This window comes from Phytopseudomonas daroniae (assembly GCF_004327285.1).
GTDB classification, from domain to species: Bacteria; Pseudomonadota; Gammaproteobacteria; order Pseudomonadales; family Pseudomonadaceae; genus Aquipseudomonas; species Aquipseudomonas daroniae.
This window is the reverse complement of record NZ_QJUI01000022.1, coordinates 51,356-72,535: the sequence shown is the minus strand read 5'-3', so window position 1 is coordinate 72,535 and position 21,180 is coordinate 51,356. Positions and strand designations below refer to the sequence as shown.

Sequence of the window (21,180 nt, the reverse complement as noted above, 5' to 3'; positions counted from 1 at the left end):
GCTCAAACAATGGTGGCCCGGAGCACCTGATGCTCCCTTGCTGAGGCCTGATACATAGATGCAACCGGGTTTCTCTGTTCAAAGCGGGTTGACAGGTAAAGGCGAGTCCATACATAGGATGGGTGAAGGCGCTGACACCGCCCTTGCGGAGGGCTGCGCATGTGGCGCGCCATAACCCATCGCTGTCGATGATTCAGGCCAGCGCCTCGACCCCTGCCGGCTTGCCGCCGAACTCGTCCATGGCATCCAGCAGCGCGCCCCACAGGTAGTGGGCCGAGGCGCGGTCGCAGAGGATGTGGAAGATCGGCAGGGCGTCCGTGCCGGCGTTGACCAGGATGGCATTCAGGCGCGCCACCGAGGTCTGCGCCACGGCGCCGGGCGGGAAGGCCTCGGCGCGCAGGTCGACGCCGCAGACCTTGGCCAGCAGCTCCGGCAGGTGCGCGCCGGTCAGGGCCAGCCAGGCGTGGCTGTCCTGGCGCGGCAGCAGGTAGCAGGCCTGATCGCTCGCTTGCCAGGCGGGTTCCTCGACGGCGATGCGTGCGCCGCCATCGGCCAGGCTGCCGAGCAGGAAGTACTCGGTCTGCGACAGGCGCAGCACGAGCTCGCCACCGGGCTGGACGCTGGCCTGGTTGGGCGCGTCCGGCAGCTGGTAGCCCTTGCCTTGCAGGTAGCCGGCACTGTCCGCCCCGCGAAAACCCACGCGGGGCAGGTTGCTCAGGTCGATCAGGGCGCAGCGTTGCAGTTGCCCGGTTTCATCACCGGCCGCATGACGGGCGACGAACACACGCTCGCCAATCCGGGTCAGCGCGGCGTTGCCGTAGAGGTCGTGGATCGGGCTGCGCTCGGCATGGTCGTGAAGGGTCAGGTTCATGGTCACAGCTCCTGGCGCCGGGTTTCTGGATCGAAGAATGGCAGTTTCACCACGGTAGCCTGCACCACCTCGCCGCCTTCCACGCGAATCGGAATCTGCATGCCCGGCTCGGCCTGGTCGGCGCCGGCATAGGCCAGGCCGATGATCGCGCCGACGGTCTGCGAATACTCGCAGGAGGTCACGTTGCCGCTGATATCCGGCCCCTTGAGCACCAGGTGGCCTTCCAGCGGCTGGCGGCTGCCCTTGGGCAGGGTGAAGCCGACCAGTTTGCGTTTGAGCGGCTGCGCTTCGAGGATCTCGATGCTGCGTTTGCCGACGAAGAACGGTTTCTTGCGGCCGATGGCCCAGCCCATGTCGATTTCCGCCGGATGGGTCATGCCGTCGGTGTCCTGGCCGATGATCACGTGGCCTTTTTCCAGACGCAGCAGGCGCTGGGTTTCCACGCCGAACGGGCGGATGCCCTCGGCCTCGCCGGCCGCCATCAGGGCATCCCACAGGTGTTCGCCGAAGCGCGCCGGCACGTGGATTTCGTAGCCCAGCTCGCCGACGAACCCGACCCGCAGCAGCCGCGCCGGCACACCGGCAACGTTACCTTCGCGTACGCCGAGGTAGGGGAAACCTGCGGCGGACAGGTCGACGTCCGTGCAGACCTTTTCCAGTACCTGGCGCGACAGCGGCCCGGCCAGATTGACCGCCGCGAAGGCGGCGCTGACGTTGGCGATATCGACGTTCAGGCGCCACTGCGCGTTCCACTTGAGCAGGCTGCGGTAGACGCGATCCACGCCGCTGGTGGTGGCCGACACGTAGAAGTGCTGCTCGCCCAGGCGGCAGGCCACGCCATCGTCGATCACCACGCCATCCTCGGCTGTCATCAGCGCGTAGCGGGTACGGCCGACGGCGAGCTTGCCGAAGCCGAAGGTGTACATGCGCTCCAGCAGTTCGGCGGCATCCGGGCCGCGCACGTCGAGGCCGCCGAGGGTGGAGACGTCGATCAGGCCGACCTTCTCGCGCACCTGGCGGGCTTCGGCCTGCATGCAGGCTTCGCGCTCCTCGGCCTTGCCATAGAACGCCGGGCGCTGCCAGACGCCGGCAGGCATCAGCCTGGCGCCGAGTTCGAGGTGACGGCGATGCATGGCGGTCTGCCGATAGGGGTCGAAGGCGCGCCCGGCGACATGGGCCAGCTTCTCCGCGGCGAACGGCGGGCGCGCGGTGGTCACCCCGGTTTCGCTGACGCTGCGCCCGGTGGCGTCGGCCACCAGGCGCGCCGTGGGTAGCGCCGAGTGGCGGCCCTGGGACGGGCCCATGCCGACGGTGGAGAAGCGCTTGACCAGCTGTACGTCGCGGTAGCCATGGCGGGTGGCGTTGACGATGTCCCTGATCTGCAGGTCTTCGTCGAAGTCGACGAATTCCTTGCCCTGCGGATGAGGGAAGATCGGCCAGGGGAAATTGACCCGGCTGTCGTCCTTGTCCGCGCCTTCCACCGGGGCGCTGTCCAGGCCGAGGTCGGCCAGGGCTTCGGCGGCGGCGCGGCGGCCATCGGCGAGCACCCGCTGCAGGTCGTGGCGACCGTTCACCGAGCCGGCGACGCGGAGGATCTTCGGCAGGTTCTGGATCGAGAACGCCGCGTGTTCGTCGGCGTAGCGCAGGCTGCCGCCGGCCTGGCAGAGCAACTGGTAGACCGGCATGTAGCCGGCGGACATGCACAGCAGGTCGCAGTCGATGTGGATACTGCCGTCGGCGACCTTGCCTCGACTGGCGATGCGCCGCACGTCGACGCGGGCGAGGTGACGCCCGCCCTTGTCGGACAGCGCTTCGTAGACGGTGTGTCCGGCATGGCAAGCGATACCGCGCGCCAGCAGGGTGGTGGCAAGGCCCGGCGTGTCGACGTGCTCGCGCATATCGACTACGGCGGCCACTTCAACGCCCTGCTCGTGCAGGTCGAGGGCGGCCAGGTAGCCGTCGTCGTTGCCGGTCAGCACCACCGCGCGCTGGCCCGGCTTGACCGCGTACAGGCGCATCAGGCGCTGGGCGGCGCTGGTCAGCATCACGCCCGGCAGGTCGTTGTTGCGGAAGATCACCGGCTGGTCGAAGGAGCCGCTGGCGACGATGCACTGTTTCGCGCGCACCTTGTACAGGCGGTTGCCCTGGATCACCGGCAGGTAGTTGTCGGCGAACCAGGCGTTGCACAGCGCTTCATTGAGCACGCGGATATTGCCGTGGCCGTTCACCGCCGCGACCAGTTCTTCGCGCAGGCCCTGGGCGGCATTGCCGTCCACGCCGAAGCGCGCATAGGTCAGCGAACCGCCGAGCAGCGGGCTCTGCTCGATCAGCAGCACCTTGGCGCCACCATTGGCCGCATGCAGGGCGGTGGACAGGCCGGCGGGGCCGGAGCCGATCACCGCCAGGTCGCAGAACAGGTAGGCCTTGTCGTGGTAGGTCGGCTCGAACGTCAGGTCGAGCACGCCGAGGCCGGCCTTCCTGCGGATCAGCGGTTCCCAGCGCTTCCACATGCCCTTGGGCTTGTAGAAGGCGCGGTAGTAGAAGCCCACCGGCATGAATTTGGAGAACCTGCCGAGCAGGGCGTCGCGATCCTTCTCCAGGCTGCCGTTGACGTTCTGCGGGGTGACCTCGAGACCGGCTTCGAGCGGGCATTCGTCGGCCAGCACGTTGGGCTCGTCCGGCAACTGCACCAGGGTGTTGGCGTCCTGGCCGGCCATGGTCAGCGGGCCGCGCGGGCGGTGGTACTTGAACGAACGCGACAGCAGCCAGCGGCCGTCGGCGGCCAGGGCGCTGGCGACGGTGTCGCCGGCGAAACCCTGGCAGGCGCTGCCGTCGAAGCGGAAGGTCAGCGGCTGGTTGCGGTCGATCAACAGCCCCATGGGGGCGGGCAGGCGCTTCATCGGTCGGCCTCCGGGGTGGCGAAATCGACCCGCTGGTCGAACAGTTCACGGGGGTCGAAGGTGCGCAGTATCTCGTCGCTGCCGGTGTGGCGCTCGGCCAGGAACCAGTAGCTCGACGGTGTGTGCAGCCACCATTCGGTGACCACACCGAGGCGGTTCTCGCTGTTGAACACGTAGTCGGCCCATTCGGCGACGCTGCAACTGGCCGGGTCGGGCATGTGCTTGAGTTCGCCGCCGTAGGTGAATTCGCTGATGTTGCGCGGCCCGTTGAGCGGGCACGTCATGATCTTCATTTAACTGGACTCCTTGGCGAGCAAGGTGAAGCTGATCGTTGTCTGTAGGAGCCGGCTTGCCGGCGATCAGGTCTGAAGAGCGCAGTGCCTATTGGATTGATCGCCGGCAAGCCGGCTCCTACGGTCTTAGTGGCTGGCCGCCGTGGCGCCCATTTCGTTGACCTGCTGGAAGCGGCTGAAACGATCCAGGCCGAACGGTGCGATCAGCTCCGGCACCTTGCCGCCGCTGGCCACCAGTTCGGCCATGGTCTTGCCGCAGATCGGCGTGGCCTTGAAGCCCCAGGTGCCCCAGCCGGCGTCGAGGTAGTAACCCTCGATGGGCGACAGGCCCATGATCGGGCTGTAGTCCGGGGTCATGTCGGTGATCCCGGCCCACTGGCGCATCAGCTTGGCGTTGGCCATGAACGGGAACATCTCGATGGCGTGGGCCAGCAGGCTTTCCTTGAGGTCGAGGGTCGAGCGCGTGTTGTACAGCGGGTAGGGGTCGGAACCGCCGCCGAAGACGATCTCGCCACGGCTGGTCTGCTGCACGTAGCAGTGCAGGGCCGAGGAGCTCACCAGCGGGTCGAGGAACGGCTTGAACGGCTGGGTGACCATGGCCTGCAGCGGGTAGGTGTGGATCGGCGCACGGATGCCCAGCTTGTTCAGCAGCAGCGAGCTGGTGCCGGCCACCGCTTGCACCACGCAGCCGCAGGCGATGGTGCCGCGGTTGGTCTGCACCGAGCGGATGCGCCCGTTGTCGACGACGAAGTCCTGCACCTCGGTCAACTGGTGGATTTCCACCCCGCGCTTGGCCGCGCCCTTGGCATAGCCCCAGGCCACGGCGTCGTGGCGGGCGGTGCCGCCGTCGATGTGCCAGAGGCCGGCGAGCACCGGGATATGGCCGGGGTCGAGGTTGAGGCTCGGCACCAGCTCGCGGATCTGCTGGCGGTCGATCATCTCGGTGCGCCCGCCGAAGTGCTTGTTCACTTCGGCGCGCTGGCGGAAGGCGCGCACGGTGGCGTCGGTGTGGGCCAGGGTCAGTTGGCCACGGCCGGAGTACATGATGTTGAAGTCGAACTCGTTGGACAGGTTCTCGAACATCCGCACCGACTCGATGTAGAACTTCACACCCTCGCTGGTCAGGTAGTTGGAGCGGATCACCGCGGTGTTGCGCGCCGTGTTGCCGCCGCCCAGGTAGCCCTTCTCCAGCACCGCGATATTGCTGATGCCGTGGTACCGGGACAGGTAGTAGGCGGTGGCCAGGCCATGGCCGCCGGCGCCGATGATGACCACGTCGTAGGCGGCTTTCAGCTCCTTCGGCGCGGGCAGGTCGACCTCGACGGGGTATTCCGACGACAGGCCGTACTTGAGCAGGGAGAAAGGCATCAGTGCGCCTCCTGGCTGGCCTGCCCGGTCTGCTGACGGGCGGCGAGGACGGTGTTGTGCATGAGCATGGCGATGGTCATGGGGCCGACCCCGCCGGGCACCGGGGTGATGGCCGAGACCAGCGGCAGCGCGGCGTCGAAATCGACGTCGCCGACCAGACGGCTCCTGCCATTTTCCTCGATGCGGTTGATGCCGACGTCGATCACCACCGCGCCGGGCTTGATCCAGCTGGCACCGATCATTCTCGGCCGGCCGACGGCGGCGACGACGATGTCGGCCTGGGCGCAGAGTTTCTCCGGCTCGACGCTACGCGAATGCAGCACGCTGACGCTGCAGTCGGCGGCCAGCAGCAGCGCCGCCATCGGTTTGCCGACGATGTTCGAGCGGCCGACCACCACGGCGTGCTTGCCGGACAGGTCGCCCAGGGTGTCGTGCAGCAGACGCATGCAGCCCGCCGGGGTGCAGGGCGTCAGCACTGGCCGGCCCTGGCTGAGGCCGCCGACGTTCTCGCTGTGGAAGCCATCGACGTCCTTGACCGGGTCGATGGCCTGCAGTACGCGCACTTCGTCGATGTGTTTCGGCAGTGGCAGTTGCACCAGGATGCCGTGCACCGCCGCATCGGCATTCAGTCCGGCCACCACTTCCAGCACCTCCTCGGCACTGGCTTCGGCCGGCAGGCGGTATTCCAGGGAGCGAATACCGACCTCGCCGGCGCGCAGCACCTTGTTGCGCACGTAGACGTGGCTGGCCGGGTCGTCGCCGACCAGCACCACGGCCAGCGCCGGCTCGATGCCCCGGGCCTTGAGCGCGCCGACATCCGCCGCGACTTCGGCGAGCACCCGCGCGGACGTGGCCTTGCCGTCGATCAATGTGCTCATCGGAAGATCACCGTGCGGTCGCCGTTGAGGAATACGCGGTGCTCGGTGTGGTACTTCACCGCCCGCGACAGCGCGACCGTTTCGGTATCGCGGCCAATGGCGACCAGATCGTCAGGCCTCAGGGCGTGATCCACGCGCTGCACTTCCTGCTCAATGATCGGGCCTTCGTCGAGATCCGAGGTGACGTAGTGGGCGGTGGCGCCGATCAGCTTCACGCCGCGCTCGAACGCCTGGTGGTAGGGCTTGGCACCCTTGAAACCGGGCAGGAAGGAGTGATGGATGTTGATCGCCCGGCCAGCCAGCTGCTTGCACAGGTTGTTGGAAAGAATTTGCATGTAGCGCGCCAGCACCACCAGGTCGGTGCCGGTTTCATCGACGATCTTCATCAGCTCGGCTTCCTGCCCGGTCTTGGTGTCCTTGGTCACCGGCAGGTAGATGAAGCGGATGCCCTCGCGCTCGGCCATGGGGCGCAGGTCGAGGTGGTTGGAGACGATGGCGGTGATCTCCATGTTCAACTCGCCCTTCTGGTGGCGATAGAGCAGGTCGGCCAGGCAATGATCGAACTTGCTGACCATCAGCAGTACGCGCATGGGTTTGCTGGTGCTGTAGAGGCCCCAGGTCATGTCGAAGGCGCTGGCCACCGCGGCAAAGCCTTCCTCGATCTTCGCCAGGTCATCCGTCACGCCGGTGTTGAAGCGGAACACCGCACGCATGAAGAAAGTGCTGCTGACCTCGTCGTCGAACTGCGACATCTCGCTGATATAGCACTGATGCTCGGCAAGAAAGGATGCCACCGCGGCGACGATGCCCGACGTGGCCGGGCAACTGATCTTGATCACGTATTGGTTCTGGGCGTGCTGCATGTCGGATCCTCTGAAAGGTCGGCGGCAGGAAATTCTTCATGGATAAATGCAGGGTTCGCCTATGAATATATTTTCTTGTGGCGAATCTAATTTTCTTGATGGTGATTTTTATAAGCGAACAGGTTGTGCGTGTCTATGCCTGATAAGAATTTTTTTATCCTGTGGAGAATCTTTTGCTTGCACGGCGAAGCCCTCGAACGAAATGGGCGAATCGAGGCACGCCAATTGTGTGGCCGGTCGTTGAACCAGGGGTGCAAGGCGAGAGACGACAGGGTCAGTCGACGCGCCGTGGCAGTTCGAGGCTGGCCAGCAGGCCACCTCCCGGACGTGGCGAGAGCACGAGGCTGCCGCCGTGGGCGCTGGCGATGCTGCGCGCGATGCTCAGGCCCAGCCCGTAGCCGGTGTTGCTGACGGCACGGGCTTCGTCCTGGCGATAGAAGGGTTCCATGACCCGGTCGAGCAGGGCCTCGGGAATACCGGGGCCACGGTCGCCGATGCGGATCAGCAGGCGTTCGGGATTGTCCCTGACTTCGATATCGATGGAGCCACCGGCATGGTGTACGGCATTTTCGAGGAGGTTCTGCAGGCAGCGGCGCAAGCCGCTGGCATGGGCGTTCAAGGGCCGGGAACTGCCGGACAGAGAGACCCGGGCCCCGAGGTCGTCGAAGTCGGCCTGCAGAGCCTGCAGCAGGGCATCGATATCGACGGGCTCGCTGGCGTGCTCGAGTTCGCCGCTGCGCAGGAATTCCAGGCTGGTCGAGATCATCTCTTCCATGTGCTGCAGGTCGGTGCGAAAACGTTCCCGGGTCAGTTCGTCGCCGAGCAGTTCGGTGCGCAGGCGCAGGCGGGTGATCGGCGTGCGCAGGTCGTGGGAGACCGCGGCGAAGAAGCGCGTGCGCTCGGCGATGCTCTCGATCACCCGATGTTGCATGGCGTTGAAGGCCTGGGCTGCCTGGCGTACTTCCTGGGGGCCATCGAGAGGCAGCGGCGGCCGGTGGATATCGTGACCGAGGGCTTCGGCGGCTCCCGCCATCTGCTTCAATGGACGCAGGGCCAGGCGTACGGCGAGCAGCGCGATCAGCAGCACCACCAGGATGCGCAGCAGGTAGATGCGCAGGGCGTAGTCGAGTAGCAGGGACAGCGGCGGGGTGTTGGTCCAGCCCTGCTCCTCGGTGGCCTCGATATACAGCTCGCGACCGCTGGGCAGTTGCAGTTCCACGAGAAAGCGGCCACGTACCGGTGCCGTTCCGAACAGCACGGGCAGACTGGCGGGATGCTCATCCGGGTCGAGTACTTCCAGGCGCAGCAGATTCAGGTCGACAGGTTGGCCGGTGCGTTCCTCTATCACCTCGCGCAGCAGCGTCTCGCGATTGCGGTCGGCTTCAGCCAGGGGCTTACCGACCGGGGGCTTGGTATCGAGCAGGCGGAAGTCCGCGGACTGCAGACTCTGCAGCAACTGCTCGGCCTGTCCGGGAGCGCGCTGGTCGAGCAACAGCAGGTCGGCCAGGCGTCCCGCCAGCAGGCGGGTGGGGATTTCCAGTACCTGGCCGTGGCGAACCTCGTACCAGATGCTGCTGGTCAGCACCTGGGCCGCGATCAGGCCGGCCACCAGAATGATCACCAGACGGCCATAGAGCGCGTCGGGCCAGAACCATTTCATGTCTGTTCCACCGCATCGACGGTCAGGGCATAGCCCTCGTTGCGCACGGTGCGGATCAGCCTCGGCTGGCGCGGGTTGTCTTCCAGGTGCTGGCGCAGGCGGCTGATGCAGACGTCGATGCTGCGGTCGAAGGGCGCGCGCTCCTTGTCGAACGTATGGCAGAGCAGGAAGTCGCGGCTAAGTGGCCGGTTGGGGTGTTGCAGCAGCAGGCGCAGCACGCGGAAGTCGGAGTTGCCGAGGCTGATCACCAGGCCGTCCTGCGAGCGCAACTGGCGAGTGGTGGTGTCCAGGCGCCAACCGGCGAAGCGCAGCACGCTGGCTGCGTCGAGGCGGGCGCGATCCGGAAAGCTCTGGGTGCGGCGCAGTACCACCTTGATCCGCGCCAGCAGCTCGCGGGGGTCGAAGGGTTTGGCCAGGTAGTCGTCGGCACCCATTTCCAGGCCGACGATGCGGTCGACCAGGGTGCCGCGGGCGGTGAGCATGATCACCGGGGTATTGCTGCGCACGCGCAGTTCGCGGCACAGGCTCAGGCCATCCTCGCCGGGCAGCATCAGGTCGAGCACCACCAGATCGATCAGGCGTTCTTCCAGACGTTTGCGCATCTCCTGACCCTGGCTGGCGGTGGAGGTCAGGTAGCCGGCCTCGCCCAGGTAAGTACACAGCAGCTGACGGATTTCGGGATCGTCGTCGACGATCAGGATGTGATCCGCTTTGGACATCGGCGAACACCTGCAGGGAGGAAAGGGCACCATACACCGCCGTCGGCGGGCAAATGTAATGGATTGTGTTGGAGTGGCATTTGCCGGGACGAGCGATACATCTGCATGGGCAGGGCAGCGGAAGGCACTCGATAGAATTCCAGTAATACAAATACGACTGATTGTATTTAAGGAGTTCCGATGTCCCAAGCCCCTTCGCCGTCGACGCTGCGTCTCGGCAGAACCCTGGCCCCGGCCTTCGGCGCCATGCTCGGCGTGTGCGCGCTGCCGGCGCTGGCCGACAGCGCGGTGATCGATCTGCCGGGTACCCAGGTGACCGGCGAGCGTGCGACCTACAAGCGCGACGAGGCCTCGTCGGCGAAGATCGCCACGCCACTGCTGGACGCTCCACAGAGCGTCAACGTGGTGCCGCGCGAGGTGCTGGAGGAGCAGAACGCGCAGACCCTGCAGGAGGTGCTGCGCAACGTACCGGGGATTACCTTCATGTCCGGCGAGGGCAACCTGGGCTGGGGCGACCTGTTCTCCATTCGCGGTTTTTCTTCCGAGCAGAGCCTGACCGTCGACGGCGTGCGCGACGCCGGCATGAGCAGCCGCACCGACACCTTCAACCTGGAACAGGCCGAGGTCTACAAGGGTACCGGTTCGGTGGAGTCCGGCGTTTCCGCCATCGGCGGCAGCGTCAACCTGGTGAGCAAGCGCGCCCACCTGGGCGATGCCGGCAAGTTGTCCGCCGGTATCGGCACGGACAACTACAAGCGCCTGAGCGCCGACATCAACCGCGAGATCAATGACACCAGCGCCGTGCGCATCAACCTGATGAAGCACTACAACGCGGTAGCCGAGCGCGACGAGGTGGATTACGACCGCTGGGGCCTGGCCACTTCCTTCGGCTTCGGCTTGAATACCGACACGCGCCTGTGGCTCGACGTTTTCTACCAGAAGGACGACAACACCCCGGACGGCGGTGTGCCGATCCAGCGCGGCAGCAACGGCAAGCGCATGCCGGGCGTCTCCCGCGATGCCTGGTATGGCGATTCCAGCCTTTATACCCAGCAGAGCGAAACCCGTTCGCTGACCGGATTGGTCGAGCATGACTTCAACGACAGCACGACCCTGAGCAACCAGCTGCGCTGGCAGCAGACCGACAACTGGGCAGTGCTCTCGCCCGCGCGTTTCGTCGCCGCCAACGCCGATGGCAGCCGCACCTGCAGCGGTACCCGTTGCGCCAGCCTCGGCTATGTCGGCGTCGGGCCGCTCAGCTCGATCAATGGGGTCGATGCCTACACCGACTACGCCAACAGCGGCGACACCCGCTATGCCTACCTGCGTGGCAGCGATTTCGGCCTGTCCAAGCGCTACACCATCATCGACAACCAGACCGACCTGAGCTTCACCTTCGACACCGGCGGCATCGGCCACCAGGCAGTGGCCGGTCTGGAGCTGTACAAGGAAACCTACGCCGGCCTGCACAAGGGCATGAAGGTACCGGACGGTGACCTGTTCTTCGACATCAGCGATCCGGCCCACAGCTTCGCCTCCACCCATGCGCGCAAGGGTTATGGCGAAGCGGCCACCGAGGTCAAGGATGCCGGCCTGTACCTCTCCGATACCCTGACCCTGGACGAGCGGTGGCAGTTGCTGCTGTCGCTGCGCTACGACCGCTGGAAGGTCAGCACGGAGAGCGGTGGCAGCGAGACGAGCCGGCGCGACGACACCTTCGGCGGGCGTGCCGGGCTGGTCTACAAGCCGTTGCCCAATGGCAGCATCTACCTGTCCTACAGTGAAGCGGCGCAGCCATCGGCGATCGGTGCCAGCACCAATAACCAGGTGTATGGCGCGGCCAGCACGGCGGACTATGAGCCGGCCAAATCGCGCACCTACGAACTGGGCAGCAAGTGGGAACTGCTGGATGAGCGCCTGGGGCTGACCGCCGCGCTGTTCCGTACCGAGCTGGACGACAGTTGGGAGTACGCCGAAGGCGAAGCCGCGGCGGTGCGTGCGCTGCCGGCCAAGCGGGTCGACGGTATCGAACTGGGCCTGCAGGGCGAGCTGACGTCGAAGTGGTCGGCCTATGCCGGCTTCGCGGCGATGAAGAGCCGCCAGACCAAGGGCGTGAACAAGGGCGAGGAAGCCAAGAACGTTCCCGACCTGACCGCCAACCTGTGGACGACCTACGACCTCAGCGACGACCTCAGCCTCAGCTACGGCGCCAACTACGTCGGTCGCCGCCGCTACAGCGACAATAAATACGTCGGCGGCCTGAACAACAACAGCAGTTACGCCGACGGCCCGTCGGGCGTGGCCGCCATCTACACCCGCGACGGCGAGAAGGCGCCGGGCTACTGGCTGCATAGCGTGGCCGCACGCTACCGGGTGGATCGGAGCACCACGCTCAACCTCAATGTCGAGAACCTGTTCAACACCTTCTACTACAGCCGCATCGGCGCCTCGCTGGACGGCTTCCAGCTCTATGGTGTGCCAGGTGCCGGACGCACCCTGACGGCCAGCGTCGATTACAGCTTCTGATGCTGATCGAGATCGAAGCGCTGCTCGAGACGGCGGAACTGGCCGCATTGCGCCAGCAATTGCTGGCGCAGGACTGGGTCGATGGCCAGGTCACCGCCGGTGTGCAGTCGGCCAGGGTCAAGGCCAACCGGCAGCTGCCGGAGGACAACCTCATCGGCCGCCAGCTCGGCGAGCTGATCCTGCGCCGGCTATCGGACAACGCCCTGTTCATGTCCGCCGCCCTGCCCAAGCGCATCTACCCGCCGCTGTTCAACCGCTATGGCGATGGCGAGGCGTTCGGCTTTCATGTCGACAACGCCGTGCGCGGCATCAAGGGCGTGCGCGAGCGCGTGCGCACCGACCTGTCGGCGACGCTGTTCCTGGCCGAGCCGCAGAGCTACGACGGTGGCGAGCTGGTGATCCGCGACACCTTCGGCGAACGCCGGGTCAAGCTACCGGCCGGGCACCTGGTGCTGTACCCCGGCAGCAGCCTGCATCGCGTCGAACCGGTGAGCCGCGGTGAGCGCCTGGCCTCGTTCTTCTGGATCGAGAGCCTGGTGCGCGAGGACAGCCAGCGGCAGATGCTGCTGGACATGGACGTGGCCATCCAGCGCCTCACCGTGCAGGGCGCCGACGAGCAATCGCTGCTGGAACTCACCGGCGTCTACCACAACCTGCTCCGTCGTTGGAGCGATACCTGATCACGTCATTGGAGAATTTCTTCGTGAATACCCGCTTCCTGCGTCGCGCCATCGCGTTGCCCATCGTCTTGCTGGCCGCCTGGCTGGGTCTGCTCGGCTCCGCCCATGCGGTCGAAGTCACCGACGTGCTCGGGCGCAAGGTCGAAGTACCCAGCGAGCCCAAGCGCGTGGTGTTGGGTGAAGGACGACTGTTCTTCGCCCTGGCCCTGCTCGACCGCGAGGCGCCGTTCCAACGGGTGGTCGGCTGGCAGAACGACATGCGCCTGCTCGATCCGCACACCTATGAAGTCTATGCCAGGCAGTACCCGGCCATCGCCGATATCCCGCTGATCGGCCAGGCCTCGGAGCAGAGCGTCAGCGTCGAGCAGATCCTGTCCCTGAAACCGGATCTGGCGGTGTTCAGCATCGCCGGCGAAGGCCCGACCCAGCACAGCCCGGTGGCCGACCTGCTGATCAAGGCCGGGATTCCGGTATTGTTCATCGATTTTCGCGTGCACCCGATCAAGAACACCCGCGTCAGCCTGGAAGCGCTCGGTCGCGTGCTGGGGCGTGAGACCGAGGCCCGGCAATACCTGAGCTTCTACGACCGCCATCTGGCGCGGATCACCGACGGCGTGGCGCAGATCCCACAGGCCGAGCGGCCCAAGGTGTTCCTCGAACTGCTGGCCGGCGTCTGGCAGGCGCCGGGCCACACCACCGGCAAGAGCGGGCTGGGTAGCGTGGTGGAGGCCGTCGGCGGGCGCAATATCGCCGCGGGCGTGGTGCCCGGTGCGCTCGGCGATGTCAGCGTGGAATACGTGCTGACCGCCGACCCGGATATCTACATCGCCACCGGCAATCGCAACCCCGGGGTGTTGCTCGGCGCGGGAGTGGACGAGCAGACCGCGCGTGACAGCCTGGCGAAGATCACGGCGCGTCCGGAATTCGCGCCACTGCGACCGATCCAGGCGGGGCAGGCCCACGGCCTGTGGCATGACTTCTACAACTCGCCGTTCAACATCCTGGCGATCGAGGCGATGGCGCGCTGGATCCATCCCGAGCGGTTCGCCGATCTCGACCCCCTGGCGACCATGGCCGAGGTCAACGGCTTCCTCGCCGTCGGTCTCGACGGGCATTACTGGATCGACGCCAAGCCGTGAACGCTTCCGTGCAAGACCTCGCTGTACCTACCCTGCAGCAGGCCACCCGGAACTATCGATACCTGCTGCTGCGCCGCTGTGCGCTGGTGGCCTTGCTCGGCCTGTTGCTGCTGGCCAGCGTGCTCGCCGACCTGGCCAGCGGCTCCTCGGGCATGACCCTTGGCCAACTGCTGGCCGGCATACTCGAGCCGGACTCGCTGAGCGCTACCGAACGGGTGATCATCTGGAACGTGCGCCTGCCCTATGCGCTGATGGCGGTGCTGGTTGGCGCGGCGTTGTCACTGGCGGGGGCGGAGATGCAGGCGATCCTCGACAATCCGCTGGCCAGCCCCTTTACCCTGGGCGTGTCCTCGGCGGCAGCGCTCGGCGCCTCGCTGGCGATCGCCTATCCCTTGAGCATCGGCTGGCTGGCGCCGAGCGCGCAGGTGACGGTGGCGGCGTTCGTCTGCGCCTGCCTGTCGGTGCTGCTCCTGCAGGCCATGTCGCGGCTGCGCGGCGCCGGTACGGAGAGTCTGGTGCTGTTCGGCATCGCCCTGGTGTTCAGTTGCAACGCGCTGGTCTCGCTGCTGCAATTGCTGGCCACCGAGGACGTGCTGCAGCAACTGGTGTTCTGGACGCTGGGCAGTCTGGCCCGCGCCGACTGGGAGAAGCTCGGCATTCTCGCCGTGGTGCTGGCGCTGCTGCTGCCGTTCTCGCTGCGCGCCGCGCCGGCCATGACCCTGCTGCGCATGGGCGAGGATCGGGCGCGCAGCTTCGGCGTCGACGTGCGCCGGCTGCGCTATGCCTCGCTGCTGCGCATCAGCCTGCTGGCGGCGACGGCGGTGGCCTTCGTCGGCACCATCGGTTTCGTCGGCCTGGTCGGGCCACACATGGCGCGCCTGCTGGTCGGCGAGGATCAACGCTTCCTGCTGCCGGCCAGCGCCCTGGTCGGTGCCTTGCTGCTGTCGCTGTCGTCGATCGCCAGCAAACTGATCCTGCCCGGCGTCATCGTGCCGGTCGGCATCGTCACCGCTCTGGTCGGTGTACCGGTTTTCGTGGTGCTGGTGTTCCGCCGCGGGAGGCGCCTGTGAACCTGAAAGTGGAGGATATCGAGGTCGCCTATGGCCGCCGCACGGTCATTCGCGGCTTGTCGCTGCCCGAGTTGCCGGCCGGCAGCCTGGTGGCCCTGGTCGGCCCCAATGGCGCCGGCAAGTCCACGCTGCTGCGCGCCCTGGCCGGGCTGGAGCGCATGCGCGGCCGGCTCAGCCTCGGGGAGCGCGACCTGACCACTCTGGCACCCGCCGACCGTGCCCGTCTGCTGGCCTACATGCCGCAGCAACTGCCGCCAGGTATCGCCCTGGGCGTGCTGGAGAGCGTGGTGGCCGCCTTGCGCGTCGGTGGCGAGGGCGACGTGCTGCGCGCGGCTTTCACGGCGTTGGCACGGATCGGTATCGAGGACTTGGCCGAACATTCGTTGGATAGCCTGTCCGGCGGCCAGCGCCAGCTGGTTTCGCTGGCCCAGTTGATTGCCCGACGGCCCCAGGTGCTGTTGCTGGATGAGCCCACCAGCGCACTCGACCTGCATTACCAGGTGCGGGTGATGGATTGTGTGCGTGAACGGGTGCGCGAGCATCGCCTGATGGCGCTGGCGGTGCTGCACGATATCAACCTGGCGGCTGCCTGCGCGGACTTTCTGGTGGTGCTGCACGGCGGTAGGCTCTACGCCAGCGGCGCGCCCGAGGAGGTTCTCACGCCACGTTTGCTGGCCGATGTGTATGGGGTCGAGGCCCGTGTCGAGCGCTGTTCCCGCGGGCGCCTGCAGGTGCTGGTCGATCGCGCCCTGGCACCGCTCGAGCGCAGAGCGGTGCAGCGTTCGGATGAGCCCTCAGGTGCAGGCGGCCATTAGCAGGCTGTTGAAAAACTACCTGCGTTGCCTCGCCGACGTTTTTCAGCGGCCTGTTAGTGCCCAGGCGGAGCGGGGAGCATGATCGCAACTCCCTGTCCGCTTGTTCCTCGTGGTTGCCGATTCGGGATCGGCGCTCATTCTTTGCCGTAGTTCATGATCGACAGCAGGCGGATCGGTACCTGGATCAGCTGTTCCGGGCCGTGAGGGACTTCGGCATCGAAGGTCAGGCTGTCGCCGGCCTGCATGGCATAGAGCTGGTTGCCATGGCGATAGACCAGTTCGCCTTCGAGCAGGTGCAGGAATTCGGTGCCCGGATGGGAGAAGGTGGGAAACTCTTCGCTGGCATCGTCCATGCTGACCATATAGGCCTCGAAGCTCTTCTTCGGCCCGCGAGTATGGTTCAGCAGGTGATAGGTATGGCCTTTCTCGGTGCCACGGCGCACCACTTCCAGGCCTTCATCGGACTTCACCAGCAGCGCGCCGCTGCCTTGCTGATCGTATTGGCTGAACAGCTTGGACATCGGCATGCCCAGTACATCGCACAGTCGGCTCAGGGTATCGAGGCTGGTGGATACCTGGGCGTTTTCGATCTTGCTGAGCATGCCCTGGCTGATGCCAGCGATGCGCGCGACTTCGGCGATCTTCAGTTCTTGGGCCTGGCGCTGGCGGCGAATCTGCATACCCAGGTATTGCTCGAGTTTCAGGCGGGGCGGGATCTCTGTGGTTTTGCTCATGCACGGCCATTTTCTATTCGTGAATAATAAATTCGCACCGGGAATGATCAGGCTGCTTTGCAATGGTGCACGCCGGGGGTGTGAATTTCCTGCTATGAAAGCATTTTTCCTCTACGGATAGAAGAAAACCCGCACGACAGCAGGCTTGCGCCCGTTGTGCTCAAGATTGGCAAGTTGATTGCATTCTTGTTGGGAAAGTTAATTTCCCAGTTGGAATAATCATCGAGTCGACAGGAGGCGCATGATGTTGCCAAGTGAAACCCAGCGGGTCATCGAGAAACACGCGATCAAGTACGTGCTCGCTCAGTTCGTGGATATCCATGGTTCGGCCAAGACCAAGTCGGTGCCTGTGTCGGGCCTCGAAGCAGTGGCGGAAGCTGGGGCTGGGTTCGCTGGCTTCGCCATCTGCGGCATGGGCATGGAGCCACACGGCCCGGATTTCATGGCCCGTGGCGACCTGTCGTCACTGACGCCGGTACCCTGGCAGCCGGGCTATGGCCGCGTGGTGTGCATCGGTCATGTGGATGGCAAACCCTGGCCCTACGACAGCCGCTATGTACTGCAACAACAGGTGCAGCGCCTGGCTGATCGCGGCTGGACGCTGAACACCGGGCTGGAGCCGGAATTCAGCCTGTTCAAGCGTGGCGAGAACGGTGCACTGCAACTGGTCGACGTCAGCGACAACCTCGACAAGCCTTGCTACGACTACAAGGGCCTGTCGCGCTCCCGCGAGTTTCTCGAGCGCCTCACCGAGGCGCTGCAGCCGGTCGGGTTCGACATCTATCAGATCGATCACGAGGACGCCAACGGCCAGTTCGAGATCAACTACACCTACAGCGACGCCATGGAGTCGGCGGATCGCTTCACCTTCTTCCGCATGGCCGCCGGCGAGATCGCCAGCGACATGGGCATGGTCTGCTCGTTCATGCCCAAGCCGGATCCGAAGCGCGCCGGCAACGGCATGCATTTCCACCTGTCCATCGCCAGCGCAGAGAACAAGAACCTGTTCCATGACGCCAGCGACCCGAGCGGTATGGGCCTGTCCAAGCTTGCCTACCACTTCGCCGCCGGCCTGCTGGCCCATGGCCCGGCGTTGTGCGCCTTCGCCGCGCCGACAGTGAACTCCTACAAGCGTCTGGTGGTAGGCAATTCCCTGTCGGGTGCCACCTGGGCGCCAGCTTTCATCGCTTTCGGTGCCAACAACCGCTCGGCCATGGTGCGCGTGCCCTATGGCCGCCTGGAGTTCCGCCTGCCGGATGCCGGCTGCAACCCCTATCTGGTCAGCGCCGCGATCATCGCCGCCGGCCTGGACGGCATCGACCGCAAGCTGGAAGTCGACAACGTGTGCAACGAGAACCTCTACACGCTGAGCCTGGAGGAGATCGCTGCACGTGGCATCAAGACCCTGCCGCAGTCGCTCAAGGAAGCCTGCGATGCCCTCGAAGCCGACTCGCTGTTCGCCGAGGTGCTGGGCCCGCAAATCGTCGGTGAGTTCATCAAGCTCAAGCGCATGGAGTGGGTGGAGTACAGCCGCCACGTCTCCGATTGGGAGATCAAGCGCTACACCGAATTCTTCTAGAGCTGCAAGCCACAAGCTTCAAGCTGCAAGCAAGAACGCTTCGTGGTCTTTCACATTCATTTGTATCAACCCGGTCAGCTTGCAGCTTGCGGCTTTCCGAACGAAGTGAGGCTGCCTTTATGTGTGGAATCGTGGGGCTTTACCTGAAAAATCCGCAGCTGGAATCGCAGCTCGGCAAGCTGTTCGAACCGATGCTCGAAGCCATGACCGACCGTGGCCCGGACAGCGCCGGCTTCGCCATCTATGGCGATGAAGTGACCGATGGCTGGGTCAAGCTGACCCTGCAGGCGACCAGCGAAGGCTATGACTTCAAGGCACTGGTTGCCGCCTTGCAGGACAAGCTCGACGCCGAACTGGACTGGTTCCAGAACGCCAGCGCCATGGTGTTGAAGATCAAGGCCGAAGAGCCCGTGGTGCGTGCCGCGCTGACCGAACTGGCGCCCAGCGTGCGCATCATGAGCGCCGGGCAGAGCATCGAGATCCTCAAGGGCATGGGCTTGCCCAGGGAAATTTCCGAGCGTTTCGGCCTGGCCTCGATGAAGGGCAGCCACATCATCGGCCACACCCGCATGGCCACCGAAAGTGCGGTGACCATGGAAGGCAGCCACCCGTTCTCCACCGGTGCCGACCTGTGCCTGGTGCATAACGGCTCGCTGTCCAACCACTTTCGCCTGCGTCAGGAACTGCGCCGCGAAGGCATCCATTTCGAAACCGAGAACGACACCGAAGTCGCCGCCGGTTACCTGGCCTGGCGTCTGCAGCAGGGCGATTCCCTGAAACAGGCCCTGGATCATTCACTGGAGGCCCTCGACGGCTTCTTCACCTTCGCCATCGGCACCCGCAACGGCTTCGCGGTGATCCGCGATCCGATCGCCTGCAAGCCGGCGATCCTCGCCGAGACCGATGACTACGTCGCCATGGCGTCGGAATACCAGGCGCTGTCCAGCCTGCCGGGTATCGACAAGGCCAAGGTCTGGGAGCCCGTTCCCGCCACCCTGTACATCTGGGAACGTAAGAAGGAGCACGCAGCATGAAAACCATCGATCTTTCCAGCGCCAGCGTGCGTGACCTCAACCAGGCTCTGCATGACCAGGCCAAGGCCGTCATCGATCGCGAATGGCTGGTGACCCATCCCAACGGCGCCCACAACCTGGCGGTCGGCGTCAACGAAGCCATTTCCATCGATATCCAGGGACATGCCGGTTACTACTGCGCAGGCATGAACCAGAAAGCCTCGGTCACCGTGCACGGCAACGTCGGCGTGGGCTGCGCCGAGAACATGATGAGCGGCTATGTGCGCGTCAAAGGCAGCGCCTCCCAGGCGGCCGGCGCCACGGCTCATGGCGGCCTGCTGGTGATCGAAGGCGACGCCGGCGCGCGTTGCGGCATCTCCATGAAGGGCATCGACATCGTGGTCGGCGGCAGCATCGGCCACATGAGCTGCTTCATGGGTCAGGCGGGCAGGTTGGTGGTCTGTGGGGACGCTGGCGATGCGCTGGGCGACTCGCTGTATGAAACCAGGATCTTCGTCAAAGGCAGCGTCGAGTCGCTGGGTTCCGACTGCATCGAGAAAGAGATGCGCGCCGAACATATCGAAGAGCTGCAGGCGCTGCTCAATCGCGCCGGCTTCAAAGAGAACGCCGCCGATTTCAAACGCTACGGCTCGGCCCGCCAGCTGTACAACTTCAAAGTCGATAACGCCTCCGCGTACTGATCAGGAGCATCATCATGAGTGACAAACAACCTCCAGTACTGCGCGAGTCGGCCACCTTCGATCGCCTGACCATCCAGGAAATCCAGCGCGCCGCCGAGACCGGTATCTATGACATCCGCGGTGGCGGTACCAAGCGCAAGCTGCCGCACTTCGACGACCTGCTGCTGCTCGGTGCCAGCGTGTCGCGCTACCCGCTGGAAGGCTACCGCGAGAAATGCGGCACCGATGTCGTCCTCGGCAACCGTTTCGCCAAGAAGCCGCTGCACCTGAAGATCCCGGTGACCATCGCCGGCATGAGCTTCGGCGCGCTGTCGGCCAATGCCAAGGAGGCCCTCGGTCGTGGCGCCAGCATCGCCGGCACCAGCACCACCACTGGCGATGGCGGCATGACTCCGGAAGAGCGCGGCCAGTCCCAGCATCTGGTCTATCAGTACCTGCCGTCGCGCTACGGCATGAACCCCGACGACCTGCGCAAGGCGGATGCCATCGAGATCGTCCTTGGCCAGGGCGCCAAGCCGGGCGGCGGTGGCATGCTGCTGGGCATGAAGGTCACCGAGCGCGTCGCCGGCATGCGTACCCTGCCGATCGGCGTGGATCAGCGCAGCGCCTGCCGCCACCCGGACTGGACGGGGCCGGACGATCTGGCGATCAAGATTGCCGAACTGCGCGAAATCACCGACTGGGAAAAACCCATCTACGTGAAGATCGGCGCCAGCCGCCCTTACTACGACGTCAAGCTGGCGGTGAAGGCCGGTGCCGACGTGATCGTCCTCGACGGTATGCAGGGCGGCACTGCAGCGACCCAGGAAGTGTTCATCGAGCACGTCGGTATCCCGATTCTGCCGGCCATTCCGCAGGCCGTGCAGGCGCTGCAGGAAATGGGCATGCACCGCAAGGTTCAGCTGATCGTCTCCGGTGGCATCCGCAACGGTGCCGACGTGGCCAAGGCCATGGCGCTGGGCGCCGACGCGGTGGCCATCGGTACCGCCGCGCTGATCGCCCTGGGCGACAATCACCCACGCCTGGACGAGGAGCTGAAGCAGATCGGTTCCGCTGCCGGCTTCTACGACGACTGGCAGAACGGCCGCGACCCGGCGGGTATCACCACCCAGGATCCGGAGCTGGCCAAGCGCCTCGAGCCGGTCGCCGCTGGCCGTCGTCTGGCCAACTACCTGCGCGTGCTGGTACTGGAAGCGCAGACCATGGCCCGCGCCTGCGGCAAGTCGCACCTGCACAACCTCGATCCCGAGGATCTGGTGGCCCTGACCGTCGAATCCGCGGCCATGGCCCGGGTACCGCTGGCCGGCACCAACTGGGTGCCAGGGCAGGGGTACTGATAGCCACCCGTCAGCCGGCTTCTCCCTGCGGGAC

The 21,180-nt window shown here is 65.4% G+C and carries 18 protein-coding genes; 9 read left to right on the top strand and 9 right to left on the bottom strand.

The window, feature by feature from the left end:
• Window positions 1–193: 193 nt before the first annotated feature.
• From DNK06_RS21230 to DNK06_RS21195, 8 genes are all read right to left on the bottom strand, one after another.
• Window positions 194–805: a sarcosine oxidase subunit gamma gene (locus tag DNK06_RS21230; RefSeq protein ID WP_423228077.1), complete on the bottom strand. Its 612-nt coding sequence runs from the start codon at window positions 803–805 to the stop codon at window positions 194–196.
• Window positions 806–873: 68 nt separating this feature from the next.
• Complete coding sequence (locus DNK06_RS21225) at window positions 874–3,771, bottom strand: FAD-dependent oxidoreductase (protein ID WP_131181982.1); 2,898 nt, start codon at window positions 3,769–3,771, stop codon at window positions 874–876.
• Window positions 3,768–4,064 (bottom strand): sarcosine oxidase subunit delta, encoded by a 297-nt coding sequence (locus DNK06_RS21220; protein ID WP_131181981.1) that lies wholly within the window; start codon window positions 4,062–4,064, stop codon window positions 3,768–3,770. Before DNK06_RS21220 ends, DNK06_RS21225 begins: the two co-directional genes overlap by 4 nt.
• Before the next feature lie 126 nt (window positions 4,065–4,190).
• Complete coding sequence (locus DNK06_RS21215) at window positions 4,191–5,432, bottom strand: FAD-dependent oxidoreductase (RefSeq protein ID WP_131181980.1); 1,242 nt, start codon at window positions 5,430–5,432, stop codon at window positions 4,191–4,193.
• Entirely contained in the window at window positions 5,432–6,310 is an 879-nt protein-coding gene (gene folD, locus DNK06_RS21210; RefSeq protein ID WP_131181979.1) for a bifunctional methylenetetrahydrofolate dehydrogenase/methenyltetrahydrofolate cyclohydrolase FolD, read from the bottom strand. Before folD ends, DNK06_RS21215 begins: the two co-directional genes overlap by 1 nt.
• A complete protein-coding gene (purU, locus tag DNK06_RS21205) occupies window positions 6,307–7,173 on the bottom strand; it encodes a formyltetrahydrofolate deformylase (RefSeq protein ID WP_131181978.1) in 867 nt (288 codons plus the stop codon). The genes folD and purU overlap by 4 nt, the downstream gene beginning before the upstream one ends.
• Window positions 7,174–7,447: 274 nt before the next feature.
• Entirely contained in the window at window positions 7,448–8,833 is a 1,386-nt protein-coding gene (locus DNK06_RS21200; RefSeq protein WP_131181977.1) for an ATP-binding protein, read from the bottom strand.
• Window positions 8,830–9,552, bottom strand: coding sequence for a response regulator (locus DNK06_RS21195; protein ID WP_131181976.1), 723 nt, complete (start codon window positions 9,550–9,552; stop codon window positions 8,830–8,832). The genes DNK06_RS21200 and DNK06_RS21195 overlap by 4 nt, the downstream gene beginning before the upstream one ends.
• A 180-nt stretch (window positions 9,553–9,732) precedes the next feature.
• Between DNK06_RS21195 and DNK06_RS21190 the strand changes: the two genes are divergently transcribed.
• From DNK06_RS21190 to DNK06_RS21170, 5 genes are read left to right on the top strand one after another with little or no spacing between them, the layout of a single operon-like run.
• On the top strand, window positions 9,733–12,078 hold the full coding sequence (locus DNK06_RS21190) for a TonB-dependent receptor (RefSeq protein ID WP_131181975.1): 2,346 nt from the start codon (window positions 9,733–9,735) through the stop codon (window positions 12,076–12,078).
• On the top strand, window positions 12,078–12,758 hold the full coding sequence (locus DNK06_RS21185; RefSeq protein WP_131181974.1) for a Fe2+-dependent dioxygenase: 681 nt from the start codon (window positions 12,078–12,080) through the stop codon (window positions 12,756–12,758). Before DNK06_RS21190 ends, DNK06_RS21185 begins: the two co-directional genes overlap by 1 nt.
• Window positions 12,759–12,781: 23 nt before the next feature.
• On the top strand, window positions 12,782–13,897 hold the full coding sequence (locus DNK06_RS21180; protein ID WP_131181973.1) for an ABC transporter substrate-binding protein: 1,116 nt from the start codon (window positions 12,782–12,784) through the stop codon (window positions 13,895–13,897).
• Between the two features lie 32 nt (window positions 13,898–13,929).
• Window positions 13,930–14,967, top strand: a complete 1,038-nt coding sequence (locus DNK06_RS21175) for a FecCD family ABC transporter permease (RefSeq protein ID WP_423228076.1) — start codon at window positions 13,930–13,932, stop codon at window positions 14,965–14,967.
• A complete protein-coding gene (locus DNK06_RS21170) occupies window positions 14,964–15,782 on the top strand; it encodes an ABC transporter ATP-binding protein (protein WP_131181971.1) in 819 nt (272 codons plus the stop codon). The genes DNK06_RS21175 and DNK06_RS21170 overlap by 4 nt, the downstream gene beginning before the upstream one ends.
• A 134-nt stretch (window positions 15,783–15,916) precedes the next feature.
• On the opposite strand, the gene DNK06_RS21165 is transcribed toward DNK06_RS21170, so the two are convergent.
• Entirely contained in the window at window positions 15,917–16,516 is a 600-nt protein-coding gene (locus tag DNK06_RS21165) for a helix-turn-helix domain-containing protein (protein WP_131181970.1), read from the bottom strand.
• Between the two features lie 244 nt (window positions 16,517–16,760).
• Here DNK06_RS21165 and glnT point away from each other — a divergent pair, with 244 nt between their 5' ends.
• The 4 genes from glnT to DNK06_RS21145 all read left to right on the top strand — a co-directional run bounded on the left by glnT (window position 16,761) and on the right by DNK06_RS21145 (window position 21,146).
• Window positions 16,761–18,095, top strand: coding sequence for a type III glutamate--ammonia ligase (gene glnT, locus DNK06_RS21160; protein WP_131181969.1), 1,335 nt, complete (start codon window positions 16,761–16,763; stop codon window positions 18,093–18,095).
• A 119-nt stretch (window positions 18,096–18,214) separates the two neighbouring features.
• Window positions 18,215–19,129, top strand: a complete 915-nt coding sequence (locus DNK06_RS21155; protein WP_131181968.1) for a class II glutamine amidotransferase — start codon at window positions 18,215–18,217, stop codon at window positions 19,127–19,129.
• Window positions 19,126–19,809 carry a GltB/FmdC/FwdC-like GXGXG domain-containing protein gene (locus DNK06_RS21150; protein WP_131181967.1) on the top strand — a complete coding sequence of 228 codons (684 nt, stop codon included), beginning with the start codon at window positions 19,126–19,128 and terminating at the stop codon, window positions 19,807–19,809. The genes DNK06_RS21155 and DNK06_RS21150 overlap by 4 nt, the downstream gene beginning before the upstream one ends.
• A 14-nt stretch (window positions 19,810–19,823) precedes the next feature.
• On the top strand, window positions 19,824–21,146 hold the full coding sequence (locus tag DNK06_RS21145) for an FMN-binding glutamate synthase family protein (protein WP_131181966.1): 1,323 nt from the start codon (window positions 19,824–19,826) through the stop codon (window positions 21,144–21,146).
• Window positions 21,147–21,180: the final 34 nt, after the last annotated feature.